We start from the raw sequence: 18185 nt of genomic DNA, 5'->3' as shown, positions 1-18185 counted from the left end.
CTTTGTAGATGTCTTTTTTGAAAATAGACTAGTGGGGGGTGCACTTTTATTAATGTCGTCTTAAAAGACACCTATAAAAATTTCTCAATTTTGTAAGTTTTTGGCAACAACATACAAATTGATGTAAATATTGGAGAAAAATGGGAGAAGAAAATGAAAAAAATGAATCTAAGTAGACTTGTCAAAGTCTTCTTTATTGTATTTTTACCATTATTATTCATCGTATTATCGCAATCTGATATGGTAAAAGCTGGCGATGTCAGCAACAATATTAGCTCACTTACTGTTTCATCAGAAGAAATCACAGATGGTGGACAAACAACTGTTAAGTTTACATTTGATGAGCATGCACAAAAGATTCAACCGGGGGATACATTAAAAGTTAATTGGACTAGTTCTGGAACAGTCTTTGGGGTAGGATTTAAAAAGACTATTCCACTAAGTATTGACGGAACTTACGTTGGAGACATGGTCATTACAGATGGATCTGCGACAGTTACTTTCAATGAAGCTATCAAAAACCTTCAAAACATTCGCGGTTGGGGTGAGTTTGAGATTGAGGGTCATAATGATACAGCAACCGATAAGGAGCATGTTGGAAAATTCACTATTATTAGTGGAGCTAGAAAAGTAGAATTAAACGTTAAGAAAATGGCTACTGGTGTTAACAGCGCTCCATTCTATCTCAAAGCGGGTGATATGCACGCGAATGATCCTGAACATATTCTTTGGACACTAACCATTAATGCAATGAACTTAGATGTAGATGGTGATGTTCGTGTTGAAGATGACATCCAAGGTGGTCATTCACTTGTAAAAGATAGTTTTAGTATTACTACTACAGGTAACAAACCAGGATATTACGGTGGCTCAACTGCTATCGACGATTTCTTAGCAGCCTTTCCTGGATCAACATTCACAGTTGATGCTGCAGGAAAAATTACAGTTACGATTCCTCAAAGTGAAATTAATAAGACTGGTGTCCTGATCTTTTACCAGACTAAAGTAGAGAATGAAAATCAAAAGAATTTCTTAAACAATACTAAGGTTTGGTATCACGTTAAAGGTGAGCAAGCCGTTGTTGCAAAGGAAGTAAATGCATCTGTTGCAAATATTAATGCAAACGGTGGAGTGGACGGCGATATGACATCAACCACTACAACAACCTCTACAACAACTACCACTACAACCTCTACAACAACTACAACTCAAGAGCCTACAACTACAACTACTACGACTCAAGAACCGACTACCACAACTACTACGACTCAAGAGCCTACTACCACAACCACTACGACTCAAGAGCCTACTACCACAACTACTACGACTCAAGAGCCGACTACCACAACTACTACGGTAACAACTACTGTTGAACCTAAGACTACTTCAACTACAACTGATGAACCTAAGACTACTTCAACTACAACTGAGGAGCCTAAGACCACAGTAACGACTACCGATGAACCTAAGAATACTCCAACTACAACACCAGAAGAACCAGAAAACCACAATGGTAGTGAGGAAGACACAACAACCACTACGACTACAACTGTAGAACCTAAGACTTCTTCATCTACAACAGAAAATCCAAATAAACCTGATCATTCTGGTACTACAACGACACCAAGTGCGCCAGGTTCAAATGGTGGAAACAATGGGGGAGGTCGCAAAACACTTCTTCCAAATACAGGTGAAGTTGTGGCTTCTGGACTCGTCTTCTCTGGAATTCTTGTCTTAGTAGGTGCTGTTGGAATCAAACGGAAATTGACTCGTCAATAATTTATTCATTAAAAATAGTCAATTTTCTAACGAAATAGATTTTCAATGCATCTTAACAAATAGTTCAACTAACAAAGAGAGAAACTTTTAGCTCTCTCTGATTGATAAAAAGACCCTAGAATATAAGATTCTAGGGTCTTTTCTTTGTCGTAAGCCCTATAAAAATTTGGCTTACACCGGTACGTCTACATCTCAAAACATTGACAAAATAATTAACAAATATCCCTTTTTATTTTCTCTAAATCAGGTTTTTAGATGGAATATCAGATGGTAACGAAAATAGTTTCGAAAATACAAAAAGACAAACGTCCAAAAGTGACGTCTGTCTTCAAGCTTTTTTCTTTGTTTATGGTAAGATGGCAATGGCACGGACAGGTGAACCAGTTGCCTTGTCCCAGTGAGGGAAAGCAATCGAAATCAAAGCACCTACAGCTGGAACTTGGTCCAATTGGTTCAAGACTTCAACTTGGTAGATATTTTGTTCCAAGAGGTAGTATTCATTGACCAAACCATGCTCTGCTGCTGGAATACCTGCATCGGTATCAAAGGTTTCATGACCCACAGCCTTGACATGGCGTTCATGAATCAAGAATTCCAAGGCTTCACGGCTCCATCCTGGACTTTGTTGAACCCCATTTTCATCAAGATTGCGCATAGCATCTTGATCTGGCCAACGTTTTGACCAATCACTACGGAAGGCAACAAAAGCACCCTCAGCAATTTGTCCATGCTCTGCCTCAAAGTCTAAGATATCTTGTTTGCTCAAGATAAAGTTTGGATTGGCTGCAACTTCTTTAGACTTGTCGATAACATAGAGTGGCAAGAGGAGATCTTTGAGGTCAATCTCATCCAACCAACGACCACCTTCTACAAAGTGAATCGGTGCATCAATATGCGTTCCGTATTGACCAACCACTGTAAATTTTTGAACATGGAAACCATCTTTTAATGTAAAAAGATCTTCTTGTTGCAATGCAGGAAGGGCTGGGAAGTGTGGACTTTCCGCATTGATCTGGTGACTCAAGTCCACCCATTTTTTAGCTTGCAATTCTTTATAAATACTTAGTAAATCTGACATGTTTCTTCCTCCTTATTCGCCCCAAACTTCAGCGACAATTTCCTTAATCAAACCGATTTTTTTCCATTGGTCTTCTTCTGTCAAAATGTTTCCTTCTTCTGTCGAAGCAAAGCCACACTGAGTAGACAGGTAAAGATTTTCCAACGGTACATACTGACTTGCTTCTTTAATACGAGCGATGACTTCATCCTTGTTCTCCAGTTGACCACTCTTAGATGTCAAGAGGCCTAACACCACTCCTTTTCCAGGGGTCACTTCTGCAAGTGGTTCAAAACCACCAGCACGATCGGTGTCAAACTCAAGGAAGTACGCATTGACCGCTTCTTCTCCAAGGAGTTCTTTGGCAATCGGTGCATAGCCACCTGATGAAGCCCAGGTGGAATGGAAGTTCCCACGACAAACGTGTGTATTGACGGTCAAACCAGCTGGAACATTTTGGTAGACATCGTTGTTAAAGGTCAAGAAGAGATCAGCGAGTTCCCGGCGAACCTCATCTTTTGACTTGCCTTGAGCTGCACCCCAAGCCGTCAAGAAATTATCGTCTACCAAGACACCCCACGTGCAATCATCTACCTGAAGTGTCCGAAGTCCTGCATCATACAAATCTTGAATCACTTGAAGATAGGCTTGCTTGATGTCTTCACGAACAGCCGCAAAATCAGGATAGATGGTATTCAATTGCTCTACATGTTCTGCATCACGGATCAATTCAAAATAGAATTGCGCAGGCGCTGGAATGGTATATTTAGGTTCTACACCATCTACATCTGCTACAAGATCACGCAAGAACTTGTAATGCTCTACAAATGGATGATTGGCTCCTGTAATTTTTCCAATGACAAGTGCCGAGTCCGCCTTGGTCGTTTCATCATGGAATTGATAGCCTTGTGCAGCTTGGACGTGATCAATGCCACCAAAACCCCAGAAGAAATCCAAATGCCAATAAGCACGGCGGAATTCTCCATCCGTTACTGACTTCAGACCAGCAGCAATTTCTTTTTCAACTAAGTCACGAATCGCCCGATTTTCTACTTTTGTTAAGTCAGCCTGACTGATTTTTCCAGCTGCGAAATCTTCACGAGCCTGAACCAAAGCGGCTGGACGAAGAAATGAACCAACATGGTCTATGCGATAAGGTGCATGTGTATGTGTCAATATGAATCCCTCTTTCCTATAAGTTTTACATTAATTCATCAATGCAACCATTATAGCAGTCTAACATTTGATAAACAAGGGTTTGAGATAATCTAATATCTTTGACATCTATATAGCCTTAGACTATAACAAAAAAAGAAGTCCTTGAAGGACCTCCTTTTTATTTTAATTTTTAAATGCATCAAGCATAACTTGAAACTCTTCGTTCGTGAGTGTAATGCCTTTCCCCATCTTTGTATGGTCGGGACTCCAGGTCCGGATATCATACTTAGCTGGAGCACCGTTAAAACTTACACGGTTCAATTCCTTGGTCCAACCCTTGTCATTTTCTGACAAGACCAGTAGATGTTCTTCGATTTGGAATGAAAATTCTGCCATTTTACGACTCCTTTCTTGCCTTCTCATCTCTATTATTCGTAAATCATTTACAAAATCGTTGAAATTATCTATAATATATTGTATCAAGTTATGGAGAATTTAGCTATGAAAAAATTTCTCGAGATCGTTAAAGACCGAGCAAATGAATTTTTCAATGGAAAAGTCAGTACCCCTGCCCCATTAGAAGATGAGAGAATTATTGCAATCATTCAACAAGCATTGCGAAAAAAACAAGGGGTACATGTTATTTTTTCAAACAAGAGTTTTACAGGCGACATTGTCAAGTATGACCAAGAACGCCGACAACTGATCGTGAAAAATTTTAAAAAGAGTATGTCCACGATTATTCGGATTTCTGAGATCCAGAAAATCAGTTTGGTCCCCAATAATATTCGCATCGCCCAACAAAAAGGAGAGGTTTAACCCTCTCTTTTATATTGAAGACAAACGTCTTTTTTGGCGTTTGTTTTTATTACTTTCAATCTCATTTCTATATTTATTAGAGTATCAAAAAAATTCCAGTACATACTACTAGTATTGACGTTGCCTTGATTAAAAAGGTTACCAAATCTTTCGTAATTACATTATCTATTTATAGAAAAATATTAGTAATAAATTACGTAAATTCAATCTAATCTCTAATCACCATAAGTTTGCTCCCATTTTTTCATTTCTTCAACGATACTTCTTAGAGCAATACCTTTTTTTGTCATTTTATATTCAACCTGTGGAGGCGATGTCGGTAAAACTTTTCTTGATAAAATACCTTCTTGCTCGAAATCATGTAACCGTTGAGCTAATATTCTAGGATTAATACCTTCTACACTACGCAAAAGACTACTATAATGTATATTACCATCAATAATTTCAGATAAGATCTCAAGAGTAAATTTACCTTTTAGTAAATTCAAGACCCTTCTTGCTGGACAAATTGATTTTTTCAAAGATTGCTTCATGCAAGTCTCCATTCGTTTCCTCCTTTTTTGATAGTTACTATACTTTTTTTCCCTTCTTGTTTCAGAAATAATTACATGATAAGCTAATTATATCATTTGAAAGGGGAAATTACTATGGATATTATAACTAAGTTTGACCGTATCAAAGATATTCTCGGTTGCGCTGATGGAAGATACTTTGGCACTGGATATACTCAAGTAAAATGTTTTCAGAAAGTTAAATATATTGCTTTTGATTGATAAATGAAAATTGGTTTGATGAAATAACGGAGGAAGCTTGATGAAAAAAACAAATACAAAAGCGCCAGCTTATCTACTTTTTATTCTTTCACTAGGATACATTATGGCGGTCCTAGATACAACCGGAGTGGTTCTTGCTGTTCCCCATATTGAAACAGCTATGAGCGTCTCATTAGAGCAATCCATTTGGATTATTAACGCCTATACACTAGCTTTAGGCTCTTTACTCCTACTTTCAGGAAATCTAACAACAAAATATGGTGCTAAACGAATTTTATTATTTGGAATGACAATTTTTACACTTGCCTCATTTGGGTGCTCTTTTTCACCAAATATTGAAACATTAATCATACTTAGATTCGTTCAAGGTTTCGGTGCTTCTTTGTTTATGCCTAGTTCATTAGCACTTTTATTCATTTCATACCCTGATTCTACTAAAAGAGCACGTATGTTAGGAATTTGGACAGCAATTATTTCTGTTGCAACCGGTACTGGTTCTTTTATTGGTGGACTAATTATTAACTACTTCGGATGGAGGGGTATTTTCTTAATCAATATTCCATTGGGAATTTTGACAGTAATTTCAATATTACTTCTTGTGAAAAACAATATTGCCAATCCAAAGACTAGAATTGACATTTTCAGTAATATCTTTCTTGTTGCAACTATCGGAAGTCTAGTTATTTACCTTGTTGAAGGGAATCAATATGGCTATAGTAACCTAAATCTTTTATTGTTTCTTCTCCTGTTTATATTATTTACTATTGGTTTAGTAGTCCACGATAAAAAAAGTAAAGCACCTATTGTTCCCCACCAACTATTAAAAAATGCTAAGTTTATTGTCTCTAATCTGTTAGGTTTAGTAGTTAACATTTCATTATATGGTATTGTTTTGGTGCTAGGACTTTATTTTCAAACTTATTTAAACTTCTCCTCAATGGTTTCTGGACTCCTCATTCTACCAGGAATGATTGTCTTAATTATTGGTAATTTATTTTACGCACGTGCTGTAAAACGATTTTCCGTGGGAAGCCTCGCTACTGTCTCAATTATTTTTGCCATTGTAGGAGCAGCAGGAATTTATGGAATTGGAGTCCTTTTTCATGAAATTCAACTATACATCCTAATCCCTTTATTTTCTTTAATGAGTCTAGGTATCGGAGTGTTAACTCCAGCGACTACTACCATTCTTATGGAAGCTGCTGGTCAAGAATTATCTGGAATTGCTGGTGCTACTCTAAACGCTAACAAACAGATTGGTGGACTTTTTGGTACAACAATTATGGGGATTCTAACTACTAATTTATCCCATAATTGGAATATGGTTATCGTTGTCGCATTTTTGGTTAACGTGATAATGTATATTGCTACTTGGTTAATTGCTAGTCGTTACCTTTATGGAAAAGAATAAAACTAAACAGAATGCATTCAATTTAAAAGTTGATTATACAGAAAAAAAACTCTTACAAATGCTATTATGTAGGCATTCAAAGAGTTTTCACTATATGGTAACCAAACTCTATAGGAGAAGTTTTTCTTTTCCTGATAGGATTTGTCTACATTCTGAGAGAGGTTTAACCCTCTCTTTTTTTGTTATACTCGAACAGTTTTACTTGCGCCATCTTTTGAGTAGAGATTGATCAAACCTTCTTGACAAGAACGGATCATATCTCCCGGTTTCACTTCTTGTGGGACAGTGATCGTGAGAAGTTCCATCGGATTTGGTGCGCGATCAATCTTCACTCCATCCTTATCATGTAAGTCTTGGATCTGGCATTCAAAATGTCGGAAGCCTGGTCCGTAGAATTCCACTTGGTCCCCTTCATTGATCACATTCCGTTGACGAATCGTCGCGGTCATGGTAGATGGATCAAAGTCTACTACTTCTCCTACAAATTTGTATTGAGGAATCTTACGACGTGCCCCAAACAATTGTTCATTTTCAGTCGGTGTTTGGTAGTAGAATCCAGTTGCCAATTCACGTTGAGCAACTTTCCACAATTCATTGATCAAATCATCCTTGATGGCATAAAAGGCTTCTGGACTTTCCATATAAGCATCGCAAGCAGCCTTGTAACAGTTGGCAACTGTTGATACGTAATGGACAGATTTCATTCGGCCTTCAATCTTCAAGCTATCAACCCCATTGTCAATCATGTCTGGAATATTCTCGATCATACACATGTCAACGGCTGACATAGAGTATTCTTCTGGGACTTGCCCTTTGATACTCTTACGTTCTTGGCCGAATGGCATGTCGTAAAGGTCGTATTTCCAACGGCAAGATTGAGAACAGCCACCACGGTTGGCATCCCGGTCAGACATGTGGTTAGAAAGGGTACAACGTCCGGAGTAGGAAATACACATCGCTCCATGAACGAAGGCTTCGATCTCAAGATCGGTACGCTTACGAATCTCTGCCAACTCTTCCATGGATACCTCGCGGGCCAAGACGACACGGGTCAAGCCATATTCTTTCCAAAAATGGAAAGTCTCCACATTGGTTGCAGAAGCTTGCGTAGACAAGTGAATATTGAGTCCAGGTGCATAAGTTGCACAGATTTCAATCAAGGCCGGGTCTGATACGATCACGGCGTCAAGGCCCATATCCCGCAATTCACGGAACCATTCTCCAGCCCCTTGTTCATTTCCTTCATGAGTTACCATGTTGGAAGCGACGTGTACATCAACTCCACGTGCATGAGCATATTCAATTCCTTCACGAAGCTCATCCATGGTGAAGTTTCCGGCACGGCTACGCAAACCATAGGCTTGTCCACCAACGAACACAGCGTCTGCCCCATAATTAACGGCAACTTTTAGTTTTTCTAATGTTCCAGCAGGTACCAAAACCTCTGGACGTTTTTTTGTATTTGTCATGTTTTCTCCAATTTACAAGATTGTCGATATAATGAATAGCCTCTTCGTTCCCTGAAAAAGGAAAACTCTCAAACGAAGAAGCCTTAGTTTTTTATTATTTTACACGATCTGGTTCATAATCATAGAAACCAGTATCCAAACCACGATTGGCTGGATGCAATTTGCGGATTTCTTCATCAAACAGATAGGCTTGATCCTGTGTAAATGTTCCTTTTTGAATCAAATCACGGGCCTTGACAAAGTACTCTGTAATCTTGACAAAGTTTTCACCCGGACAGTAGACACCATCGAGTTTCCAATGATCAAAGCCATGTTCTACCAACTCAGACAATTTGGTCATCATATTCAAGTCATTATTTGAGAAGATATGGGTTCCATGTTTGTCTTCGTAGACCGAATAGTGAGAATTTGGATCTCCTGGTTCTGCTAAGAACAGATCGCGATCTTTGGTCACAGAGTCCTCTGTCTTGATGAAGTTGTAATAGTTCTGAAGAAGAGGTCGTTTTGAATGGTGAATAATGCTAGCACCGTAAACCAATACTTCTGCTGGAATCTGAAGATTCTCAGCCATTACGAATAATTCGGCAGATGGAATCTCACGAGCCAAAACAGCCTCAGAAGCTCCTGCTTGTTTTCCCCAGAAATTGATCTGGCGGCTAGAAGTGACCATGGTTGATGCATCGTAAATCGTTTTGAATGGATAGCCATCTCGTTTCAAGACATAAAAAACGCCCGCATCTCCGACAGTAATATAATCAGCCTGAATTTCCTTTAGAAAATCTAAGAAAGGCTTGATTGAATCCATCATCGATTGGTGCATGAGTGCATTTACAGCCACTGTCAATTCTTTGCCAGCAGCATGGACTAATTGGGCAATTCGATTTATTTCGTCATGGCTTAAAGTTTGAGGCAATCGTAATCCGTAATCTTTTTCACCGACATAGATTCGGTCAACCCCTGTATCAATCAGGGCTTGTGCTTGCTCAACACTCTCTGCTGTTGCTGTAATCATAATATTTTTCATAAAACCATTATAACAAAAATTCCGATATTCTAGAAAAATTTATTTATTTTGTAAAATTTGTAACATTTTTGTAACATTTATATAGCTGAATTCATGATAGAATAATAGAGTACTGTTAGGAGAGAGAAAATGCCCGTAAGAAATTTAAGACACTATGATGAAGAATTCGATTATATCGAATTAACTAAACAAACCCAAGAAACCCCTATTCAGGACTACGCTCCTGAAGTTGAACCCGCGCCTCAATTAAGTGAATTGCTATATTTTTTAAATATCGCTATTTTCTGTGTGTTGACAGTTGTGTTTAGTTTTATCTTTTTAGCAACGAAAATGAATACCTTCTTTGCGTTTGCCTTAGCTATTGGTTCTAGCTTTGCTAGTATTCAAGGATTCCGAATTTACTACAATAAACGAAAAAATTAAAAATCAGGTTCGCCTGATTTTTTTATTTTAGTCGAATTTTTTAATTTGAATATTGAAATTTGAAGACAAAACCTAACTCCAATTAATCAGGTAATTTCCATAAAAAACGAGGCCTACTAAGCCTCATTTTTTATGCTTCTTTTGTTTCTTCTTCAGCTGCTTCTTCAGGATCTTTTTCATCCAAGTCTAGCACGATGTCTTCTGATTCTGTTTGTTTGCGAATGGATTGAACCAAGTCATTGCCACTTAGATTTTCTTTTTGAAGTTTATCCTTAAATGAGTGATAGACTTCTTGAGATTTTTCAACCACATCTTGCGTTTTTTCTTTGACAGATTCCAAAACAGTTCCTGTCGTAATTTCTCCAGAACCGACTTTTTCTTTGGTTTGTTGGATCACTTCTGCTGCTTGTTTTGAAACATCCTTAGCAGTTTGTTTAACCGATTCATGTACTTCTTGAGGATCTTCTTGATAATCTTTTACGAAGCGCACCACTTTTTTAGTGACTTTTTTTCCTTGCTCTGTTGACAAATAGTAGGCTGCTGAAGCACCTGAAATGACACCAATTAATAAACTAGATAAACGTCCCATATTTTTCCTCGATTCTATTTAAATAATTTTGAAGCCATCTGAATCGCTTTTAATCCGATAGAGGCTTTTACAGTTTTCCCACCAGCTGATGCAGCTTTAACACTCAATTGACGAGCTTGATCATTCAAATCTGAAACTGACACGGAAAGATCCGCTACAGCTGTAAATAGCGGGTCAATCGTTGCAACTTTTTGATTCAAATCATCTGTTAAAACATTGACTTTTGCCAATAGATCATTGGTCTGATGCAAGGTGACATTGACATCTGATGTCAACACTTGGATCGTTTTTTGCGTCTCATCTACAACTTTTCCAATCTTTGAAAGGAAAAAAATCATATAAATGACAAGCGCTACTAAGGCAAGGCCTAAAAGGCCGTATGCGATTTCAATAAACATATGTTACTCCTTTTCTTCTACATAATAAGGGGCTTTTTTGTGACGTTGGTAAACGATAATGGCGAGTCCAACTAGAATCAGGATCATCGATAGCCACTGGGAAACACGTAAACCCGCAAACATCAGGCTATCCGTCCGCATTCCTTCGATGATCATTCGCCCAAATCCATACCAGATGAGGTAAAAGGCTGTGATCTCACCTTGCCTCAAAAATTGGGGTTTTCTACGAAGAATCAAGATCAAGAGAAATCCTAGCAGATTCCAACTGGATTCATATAAGAAAGTTGGCTGACGATAACTACCATCTATATACATTTGATCTCGAATAAAAGAGGGCAGGTAGTTGAGGCTCTTAACAGCAGCTCCATAAGCTTCCTGGTTGAAGAAGTTTCCCCAGCGACCAATACTCTGTGCAACCATGACGCTTGGGGCCGCAATATCTAAAAAGTCGATCGGTTCAATCAAACGTCTACGAGAGAAAAGATAAAGAACTAAAGCACCCGTTAAGAGACCACCATAAATCGCAATTCCTCCGTTCCAAATGGCAAAAATCTCACCAAGGTGCTGGCTATAATAGCCCCATTCGAAAGTAACGTAATAGAGTCTGGCACCCACAATCGCAAGAGGAAAAGCAATCAGAATGAAATCAATAATGGCATCTGGATCAATTTTCTTACGAGGCGCTTCTTTCATGGAAAGATAAACAGCTAGAATCAAACCAGAGACAATACAAATTGCGTACCAACGAATACTGATCGGACCTAATTGAAGGGCTACTGGATTCATTACTTCACCTCATTTTGACTAATCAACTGGGACAAACGTTCTTCAAAGGTTTTAGTGGCATCATAGCCCATTTGTTTGGCACGAACATTCATGGCTGCTGCTTCAATCACGACCGAAATATTTCGACCTGTCTTCACTGGAATGCGAATACGAGGAATGGTGACTCCACCGATTTCCAACTCTTCTGCGTTGTTACCAAGACGATCATAAGTTTGGTCCTTAGCATAATTTTCCAGGTAAACGTCGATTTGAACTTGTGAAGAATCCTTCACAGCACTCGCACCATAGAGACTCATCACATCGATAATGCCGACACCACGGATCTCTAGTAAGTGACGCAAGATCTCAGCTGGCTCTCCCCAAAGGGTCATCTCATCTCTCGCATAGATATCGACTCGGTCATCCGCTACGAGACGGTGACCCCGCTTGACAAGTTCCAAAGCTGTCTCGCTCTTACCGATCCCGCTATCTCCTTGGATCAAGACCCCCATCCCATAAATATCCATCAAAACACCATGAACACTGGTACGTTCTGCCAAGCGGCTATCCAAATAACTGGATAACTCACCAGACAAACGGCTCGTCGCAACATTGCTCTTTAAAATAGCCAGCTGCTTCTCTTCCGCAGCCCGTAACATTTCTTCTGGAATGTCTAAATTCCGCGCGACAATGATGACAGGTGTCTCTGGCTGGAACATCTTGCGCAAAACTTGATGTCGGTTGTGAGAGCTCATCTTCACCAGGTAGGACCATTCTTTCATTCCTACAAGCTGAATCCGCTCAGGTGTGTAATAGTCAAAATAGCCCGTCATTTCAAGACCTGGACGTGAAATGTCCGCAGTCGTAATTTCCTTGCTTAAGAGGTTATCATCCCCATAAACAACTGACAGACGAAGCTTTTCCTGTATATCGCGAACAGTAACTGCCATATCATTCTCCCTTTTAAAATTCTCTCTCTATTATAGCAGATTTTCTCTTCAGACGAGAGACTGAAGTGTCATTTGAATGATCCATTTTCAACTCCTTTTTAATGCGACTAAAAAGAGGCCAAGACAAATGTCTCTAACCTCTAGGAAATGATGGTAACATCTGAAGAATGCTCCAGCCTTCAGCCTTGCAAGAAATCTTTAATCATGGATTTGATTCCAGTCGAAACAGCATAGACCACCGCATTTGAAGGAAATGCGATCAAGCCGAGCATAAAGGCGGTAGGTCCTCCCCCCAACAAGGACAAAACCAGGCACAACATCGGCAGAAATAAAATCGAAAACCGATAAATTTGTGGCTTTCTAGCCATTTCTGTTGGCAGAAACAAGAGGTAGAAGAGACTATTCCAAATGCCCAGTGGAAAAAGGAGCATCCCGATCAAAACTGTTCCAACTCCTTCCCCAAAAAAACGATTTAAAATGAAAAACTGTCCTATAAAACTGAAGAAGAGGTATAGAATAAAAGCAAGGTAATAGAACTTCTGCTTCACTCGGATCTCCTTTTAGAAAAATGGACTATCATTCTGATCATGAATGGGTTCAGCCTCTTTTCTTCGACGAGGTCGAGAGCCATAGTCAAACATTTTCTGCTCCTCCTCGTCCTTATAAGGCAAGGTCGTATCTAACAGCAAGTAGATAATCACACCGATAAAGGCATGAGAGACCGTAAAAAGAATAAACAAGAAGCGTAGGAGAGTTACACTAAGACCAAATTTATCGGCTATGCCAGCTAGCACACCTGAAACCAGGCGATGTCGTTTTAATTTGTAAAATGATGCTGTCATTTGATTTTCCTCTTTCTAGTTAGACCTATTTTAGCAGAGTCGAACTGGAAAGAGATCCGCCTAAAGACCGATTCTTACTCTTGTCTCATTTCAAGGAATTGCAGACGGCTGCGACAGCGACCGCAGGCATATTTCTTCAGATCGATTTTTCGCTTTCGTCTATACTCTTGGCCACAATGGGGACATTGATAAAGATAGATCCGCTTGACTCCACCAGTTCTATCTGGTAGAGGAGGTGTGAAACGAAGACCGTCCACTTGCTGGAGGAGTTGCTTAAAGTCTAGATCTTTGTGGCGATAGCCTTTACCTTGATCGTAAAGATGGTAATGGCAGAGCTCGTGGCGGACAATTTTGCGAAAGACCTCTAACCCAAAAGCTTGGTATATTTTCGGGTTGAAATCAAGGTGTCGATCCTTGGGAAAGAAACGACCTCCAGTGGTTTGAAGGCGTGAATTCCACTCTGCTTGATGGCGGAATTCTCTTCCAAAATCTTCCAGGGATACTTGGCGCACATACTCAGTCAGATTCATTCGGAGCTACCAAACTGAGATTGACTTTTTCGCGTTCCACATCAATCTTCTTCACCCAGACGGTTACCAAATCACCTACTGATACGACCTGGCTTGGATGCTTGATAAACTGCTTGCTCATATGGGAGATATGAATCAAGCCATCTTCGTGAATACCAATATCGACAAAGGCTCCAAAGTCAACCACATTGCGCACAACCCCTTCTAATTTTTGGCCTATATGGAGGTCTTTAATATCCAAGACATCCTGACGGAGTACGGGTGCATCAAAGGAATCCCGCAAATCGCGACCTGGTTTTAGGAGATCGGCAATGATATCTTTCAGGGTTTCTGGTCCCAGATCCAGCTGAGTAGACATCTCCTTTATGTTCACAGCTTTTAATTTTTCCTGAGCGGATGCATCGAGGTCGGTAATTTCAAGAAGCTGAAAAAGTTTTTCAACTTCCTTGTAACTTTCAGGGTGAACGCCGGTATTATCCAAGATGTTTTTACTTTCAGGGATGCGTAAGAATCCAGCAGCCTGTTCGAAAGCCTTGGCGCCAAGGCGAGGGACTTTTTTAATCTGTGCTCGTGAAAGAATCATTCCTTCTTCTTCCCGGTATTTCACAATATTTTCAGAGATGGTTTTATTGAGTCCTGCTACATGCGCTAAGAGAGAGGGACTAGCCGTATTGATATTGACCCCAACTTGGTTGACGACAGTATCTACCACAAAATCTAAACTTTCTGTCAGTTTTTTCTGATTGACATCGTGCTGGTATTGACCCACACCGATAGATTTGGCATCGATTTTCACCAATTCTGCTAGCGGATCTTGCAGGCGGCGGGCAATGGAGATGGCCGAGCGTTTTTCAACGGTTAGCTCTGGGAACTCATGACGGGCCAATTCACTAGCTGAATAGACAGATGCTCCGCTTTCATTGACAATAACATAGCGAACTCCTGGATGGTCGTGGAGGACCTCTGCGACAAAGGCCTCACTTTCACGGCTAGCTGTTCCATTTCCAATTGCAATAATCTCTACGCCAAACTCCTTGATCAAGGAGGACAGATCCTTTTTAGCCTGCTCGATCTGAGCTGGTTTTGCAGGAGCAACTGGATAGATGACCTGGGTAGCGAGCATCTTTCCTGTCTCATCGACAACGGCTAGTTTAGCACCAGTCCGAAAGGCTGGGTCAAATCCAAGGACCACGCGCCCTTTTAATGGAGGAATGAGCAATAGATTCCGTAGATTCTCAGAGAACAATTGAATGGCCCCGTCTTCTGCCACCTCCGTCAACTCTGTCCGAATCCGACGTTCAATCGCAGGAACGATTTTTTTCTTAACCGCTTGTTGAATAACCTCATCGACATAGGCATTTTTCGTTTTAAAACGAGCCTCAAAAATACGAATGATCCGATCCAGTTGGTGCTCGAATCCGACTTTGAGAACGCCCAATTTTTCCCCACGATTGAGAGCTAGAGTCCGGTAGCCTTGCATATTCTTGATCTTCTCAGAAAAATCATAATAGATTTCAAAGGTTCTCTTAGTATCTAAGCTTTCATCCTTCAAGGTTGACGTCATGAGGGAATGCCCATGAATTTCTTGATAGGTGAGGGCCCGTAATTGGGTATCCTCTGAAATAGCCTCTACCAGAATATCCACTGCACCAGCTAATGCTGCGGTTTCAGTTGGGAAGGCCTCGCAGGTAAATTTCCGAGCCTCTGCTTCCAAGTCTGGACTATTTTGCAAAATGAGACGTGCCAAGGGGAAAAGTCCTGCTTCTCGGGCAATCGTCGCCTTGGTCCGCCGTTTTTCCTTATAAGGGAGATAAAGCTCTTCGACATCCGCTAATTTTTCAGCAGCCTCAATAGCCTGCTTGAGCGCCTCTGTCAGTTTGCCTTGTTCCTCAATCTTAGCAAGGACGGTTTCCTTTCGTTCAGCTAGAGCCGTTAAGGATTTGTCCCGGTCAATAATGGCCTTGATCGCTACTTCATCTAAATTTCCCGTCATATCTTTTCGATAGCGGGCAATGAAGGGAATGGTTGAGCCTTCTGCGGTCAGACTCAATACGGTATCGATTTGTTTTAAGCTAACACCCAATTCTTGGGCTATTTTTTCATATTTATCCATAGCTTCTATTATAGCATATTTTGCTACCATCAAAGGGGAGATCCCCTGTTCTGGTCTCTGTTTCAGGGATTTTTCATAGAATAATTTTGACCCCCTTGATCTTTCCTTTTATGCTCCATTTCCCCCTTGCTCTTTCCTTTTTGTTATAATGAAAGAAAATAAAAAGGAGGCCCAATAATGGCTATTAAATTCTCAAAAACAGATGATCTTGATAAAATGTTTGAAAACTTTGCAAGTTTTCCGGATGTAGAAAAGAAAGTCGAATTTCCTGAAGAAAAAAAGAAGGCAGAAACTGCTACAGCTAAAGAAGCAAAGAAGGTTAAGTAATGACATTCTTTCAACACCTTCCCTCTAGCGTCTTGCAGGCTGGGGCTATTTTTCTCTCGATTATTATCGAGGCCCTACCTTTTGTCCTAATCGGAAGTATCATTTCAGGGATTATTGAGGTCTATATCACCCCCGAAAGGGTCTATCGCTTTCTTCCCAAGAATAAATTTGGGCGGATCTTCTTTGGGACCTTTATCGGCTTTATCTTTCCTTCCTGTGAATGTGGAATTGTTCCCATTATCAATCGCTTTCTAGAAAAGAAAGTCCCAAGTTATACTGCTGTTCCCTTTTTGGTGACAGCACCGGTCATCAATCCCATCGTTCTCTTTGCGACCTACTCAGCCTTTGGGAATTCTGTCAAGATGGCCCTCTACCGCGCCCTTGGTTCCCTTTTGGTCGCAACGGTGCTAGGGATCTTTCTTGGTTTTATTCAGACAGATTCGATCCAAAAAGAACATCGTAAGGCTGTACATGAACATGATTTTAGGGGCTTGAGCAAAGGTCAAAAGCTCTTTCAAGTCTTGGTGCAAGCGATTGATGAATTCTTTGACACGGGACGTTACCTGGTATTTGGTTGTCTCTTTGCCAGCCTCGTCCAAGTCTATGTCCCAACACGGATCCTCACTTCGATCAGTGCGACACCGGTTATTGCTATTCTCCTTCTCATGGTCTTGTCCTTCCTCCTCTCACTTTGTAGCGAGGCGGACGCCTTTGTTGGATCCTCTCTTCTAACAAGTTTTGGAGTAGCGCCTGTTCTAGCCTTTTTGGTGATTGGGCCTATGCTTGATGTCAAAAATCTCCTCATGATGAAAAATTATCTCAAGACCCGTTTTATCTGGCAATTTATCGGAATTGTGAGTGGAGTTGTGCTCCTTTATGCTTGGTTTGTGGGGGTAGTGCTATGATTCGTTTCTTGATATTAGCTGGCTATTTTGAGCTCACCATGTACCTGCAATTATCTGGTAAGCTCAATCAATACATCAACTTACACTATTCTTACTTGGCTTATATTTCTATGTTCTTGTCCTTTGTTTTAGCTCTTGTGCAGCTGATCATCTGGGTCAAGCAGATGAAGATCCACAGTCATCTTTCTGGCTTCTGGGCAAAAGTGGCAAGTATTTTCTTGCTCTGTATTCCTTTGTTTGTCGGGCTATTTTTCCCTACAGTGACACTGGATTCCCAAACGGTCTCTGCCAAAGGCTACCACTTCCCGGTTGCGGCTGGTTCTTCCAAGGAAATCCAGCAGGACGAAGGGACAACAACCCAGTATCTCAAACCAGATACTAGTAGCTATTTTACCAAGTCAGCCTATGAATCAGAAATGAAGCAGGCGGCAAAGAAATATGTTGATAAAAAAGTGATCCAGGTGACCACTGAGAATTACATGGAAGTCATGGAAGTGATTTATGATTATCCTGACCAATTTGCAGGAAAGACGATCGAGTTGACCGGCTTCGTATACAATGACCCCAATAACAAGGACAGCCAATTTCTCTTTCGCTTTGGGATCATCCACTGTATCGCAGATTCCGGAGTCTACGGTCTCTTAACGACGGGTGCTCCGCAGCATTTCGAAAACAACACTTGGATCCATGCGAAAGGAACCTTGTCCATTGAATACCACAAGCAGCTCAAGCAAAGCTTGCCTGTCCTTCACATTAGCGATTGTAAGACCATTACGAAACCGGATAATCCTTATGTCTACCGCGTATTCTGATGAAGTTACCAAGTTTCTTTGGTGGTCGATCCAAACAGCCT

The 18185-nt window shown here is 40.4% G+C and carries 21 protein-coding genes; 7 read left to right on the top strand and 14 right to left on the bottom strand.

The genetic code is table 11. From position 1 onward, the window contains the following. Window positions 1–153: 153 nt before the first annotated feature. Entirely contained in the window at window positions 154–1779 is a 1626-nt protein-coding gene (locus ABVF55_RS04345; RefSeq protein ID WP_320909891.1) for a Gamma-glutamyltranspeptidase, read from the top strand. Between the two features lie 346 nt (window positions 1780–2125). On the opposite strand, the gene ABVF55_RS04340 is transcribed toward ABVF55_RS04345, so the two are convergent. The 3 genes from ABVF55_RS04340 to ABVF55_RS04330 all read right to left on the bottom strand — a co-directional run bounded on the left by ABVF55_RS04340 (window position 2126) and on the right by ABVF55_RS04330 (window position 4390). Continuing rightward, window positions 2126–2857, bottom strand: a complete 732-nt coding sequence (locus ABVF55_RS04340; protein WP_003015569.1) for a cyclase family protein — start codon at window positions 2855–2857, stop codon at window positions 2126–2128. Between the two features lie 12 nt (window positions 2858–2869). Further along, complete coding sequence (locus ABVF55_RS04335) at window positions 2870–4012, bottom strand: 5-methyltetrahydropteroyltriglutamate--homocysteine S-methyltransferase (RefSeq protein ID WP_320909890.1); 1143 nt, start codon at window positions 4010–4012, stop codon at window positions 2870–2872. A 165-nt stretch (window positions 4013–4177) separates the two neighbouring features. Beyond that, window positions 4178–4390, bottom strand: coding sequence for a YdbC family protein (locus ABVF55_RS04330; protein ID WP_003002541.1), 213 nt, complete (start codon window positions 4388–4390; stop codon window positions 4178–4180). A 90-nt stretch (window positions 4391–4480) separates the two neighbouring features. On the opposite strand from ABVF55_RS04330, the gene ABVF55_RS04325 reads away from it, so the two are divergent. Next, window positions 4481–4813 carry a hypothetical protein gene (locus ABVF55_RS04325; RefSeq protein ID WP_320909889.1) on the top strand — a complete coding sequence of 111 codons (333 nt, stop codon included), beginning with the start codon at window positions 4481–4483 and terminating at the stop codon, window positions 4811–4813. A 215-nt stretch (window positions 4814–5028) separates the two neighbouring features. Here the strand turns inward: ABVF55_RS04325 and ABVF55_RS04320 are convergent, their stop codons facing one another. Next, window positions 5029–5358 (bottom strand): winged helix-turn-helix transcriptional regulator, encoded by a 330-nt coding sequence (locus ABVF55_RS04320; RefSeq protein ID WP_037607991.1) that lies wholly within the window; start codon window positions 5356–5358, stop codon window positions 5029–5031. Between the two features lie 268 nt (window positions 5359–5626). Here ABVF55_RS04320 and ABVF55_RS04315 point away from each other — a divergent pair, with 268 nt between their 5' ends. Continuing rightward, complete coding sequence (locus ABVF55_RS04315; RefSeq protein ID WP_223141706.1) at window positions 5627–6997, top strand: MFS transporter; 1371 nt, start codon at window positions 5627–5629, stop codon at window positions 6995–6997. 182 nt (window positions 6998–7179) lie between these two features. Here the strand turns inward: ABVF55_RS04315 and ABVF55_RS04310 are convergent, their stop codons facing one another. Then, a complete protein-coding gene (locus ABVF55_RS04310) occupies window positions 7180–8466 on the bottom strand; it encodes a peptidase U32 family protein (protein ID WP_003002878.1) in 1287 nt (428 codons plus the stop codon). A gap of 94 nt (window positions 8467–8560) precedes the next feature. Continuing rightward, complete coding sequence (locus ABVF55_RS04305; RefSeq protein ID WP_320909887.1) at window positions 8561–9490, bottom strand: peptidase U32 family protein; 930 nt, start codon at window positions 9488–9490, stop codon at window positions 8561–8563. A 129-nt stretch (window positions 9491–9619) separates the two neighbouring features. Between ABVF55_RS04305 and ABVF55_RS04300 the strand changes: the two genes are divergently transcribed. Continuing rightward, window positions 9620–9913, top strand: a complete 294-nt coding sequence (locus ABVF55_RS04300; RefSeq protein ID WP_070587118.1) for a DUF3270 family protein — start codon at window positions 9620–9622, stop codon at window positions 9911–9913. A gap of 130 nt (window positions 9914–10043) precedes the next feature. Here ABVF55_RS04300 and ABVF55_RS04295 read toward each other — a convergent pair whose 3' ends face one another. From ABVF55_RS04295 to ABVF55_RS04260, 8 genes are all read right to left on the bottom strand, one after another. After that, window positions 10044–10502: a YtxH domain-containing protein gene (locus ABVF55_RS04295; RefSeq protein WP_155199971.1), complete on the bottom strand. Its 459-nt coding sequence runs from the start codon at window positions 10500–10502 to the stop codon at window positions 10044–10046. Window positions 10503–10516: 14 nt separating this feature from the next. Beyond that, window positions 10517–10900 (bottom strand): DUF948 domain-containing protein, encoded by a 384-nt coding sequence (locus ABVF55_RS04290; RefSeq protein WP_070587115.1) that lies wholly within the window; start codon window positions 10898–10900, stop codon window positions 10517–10519. A 3-nt stretch (window positions 10901–10903) separates the two neighbouring features. Next, window positions 10904–11686 carry a prolipoprotein diacylglyceryl transferase gene (lgt, locus tag ABVF55_RS04285; RefSeq protein WP_320909886.1) on the bottom strand — a complete coding sequence of 261 codons (783 nt, stop codon included), beginning with the start codon at window positions 11684–11686 and terminating at the stop codon, window positions 10904–10906. Next, window positions 11686–12615, bottom strand: coding sequence for an HPr(Ser) kinase/phosphatase (hprK, locus tag ABVF55_RS04280; RefSeq protein ID WP_320909885.1), 930 nt, complete (start codon window positions 12613–12615; stop codon window positions 11686–11688). The genes lgt and hprK overlap by 1 nt, the downstream gene beginning before the upstream one ends. A gap of 179 nt (window positions 12616–12794) precedes the next feature. Further along, complete coding sequence (locus ABVF55_RS04275) at window positions 12795–13163, bottom strand: hypothetical protein (RefSeq protein ID WP_320909884.1); 369 nt, start codon at window positions 13161–13163, stop codon at window positions 12795–12797. Between the two features lie 12 nt (window positions 13164–13175). Further along, window positions 13176–13457 carry a PspC domain-containing protein gene (locus ABVF55_RS04270; RefSeq protein WP_320909883.1) on the bottom strand — a complete coding sequence of 94 codons (282 nt, stop codon included), beginning with the start codon at window positions 13455–13457 and terminating at the stop codon, window positions 13176–13178. A gap of 74 nt (window positions 13458–13531) precedes the next feature. Further along, the gene (locus tag ABVF55_RS04265; protein WP_049507445.1) at window positions 13532–13987 is read right to left on the bottom strand and encodes a SprT family protein; all 456 of its coding nucleotides are present in this window, start codon (window positions 13985–13987) and stop codon (window positions 13532–13534) included. Then, the gene (locus tag ABVF55_RS04260) at window positions 13974–16130 is read right to left on the bottom strand and encodes a Tex family protein (RefSeq protein WP_445285591.1); all 2157 of its coding nucleotides are present in this window, start codon (window positions 16128–16130) and stop codon (window positions 13974–13976) included. The genes ABVF55_RS04265 and ABVF55_RS04260 overlap by 14 nt, the downstream gene beginning before the upstream one ends. 147 nt (window positions 16131–16277) lie before the next feature. On the opposite strand from ABVF55_RS04260, the gene ABVF55_RS04255 reads away from it, so the two are divergent. The 3 genes from ABVF55_RS04255 to ABVF55_RS04245 are packed head-to-tail and all read left to right on the top strand — an operon-like array spanning window position 16278 to window position 18144. Next, the gene (locus ABVF55_RS04255) at window positions 16278–16427 is read left to right on the top strand and encodes an SPJ_0845 family protein (RefSeq protein WP_173018773.1); all 150 of its coding nucleotides are present in this window, start codon (window positions 16278–16280) and stop codon (window positions 16425–16427) included. Further along, a complete protein-coding gene (locus ABVF55_RS04250; protein WP_227197899.1) occupies window positions 16427–17332 on the top strand; it encodes a permease in 906 nt (301 codons plus the stop codon). Before ABVF55_RS04255 ends, ABVF55_RS04250 begins: the two co-directional genes overlap by 1 nt. Then, a complete protein-coding gene (locus ABVF55_RS04245) occupies window positions 17329–18144 on the top strand; it encodes a TIGR03943 family putative permease subunit (protein WP_045759690.1) in 816 nt (271 codons plus the stop codon). The genes ABVF55_RS04250 and ABVF55_RS04245 overlap by 4 nt, the downstream gene beginning before the upstream one ends. Window positions 18145–18185: the final 41 nt, after the last annotated feature.

The organism is Streptococcus sp. KHUD_012 (assembly GCF_052588255.1).
Note: the sequence above shows the minus strand (reverse complement) of the source record. Positions and strands in the feature narration are given on the sequence as shown.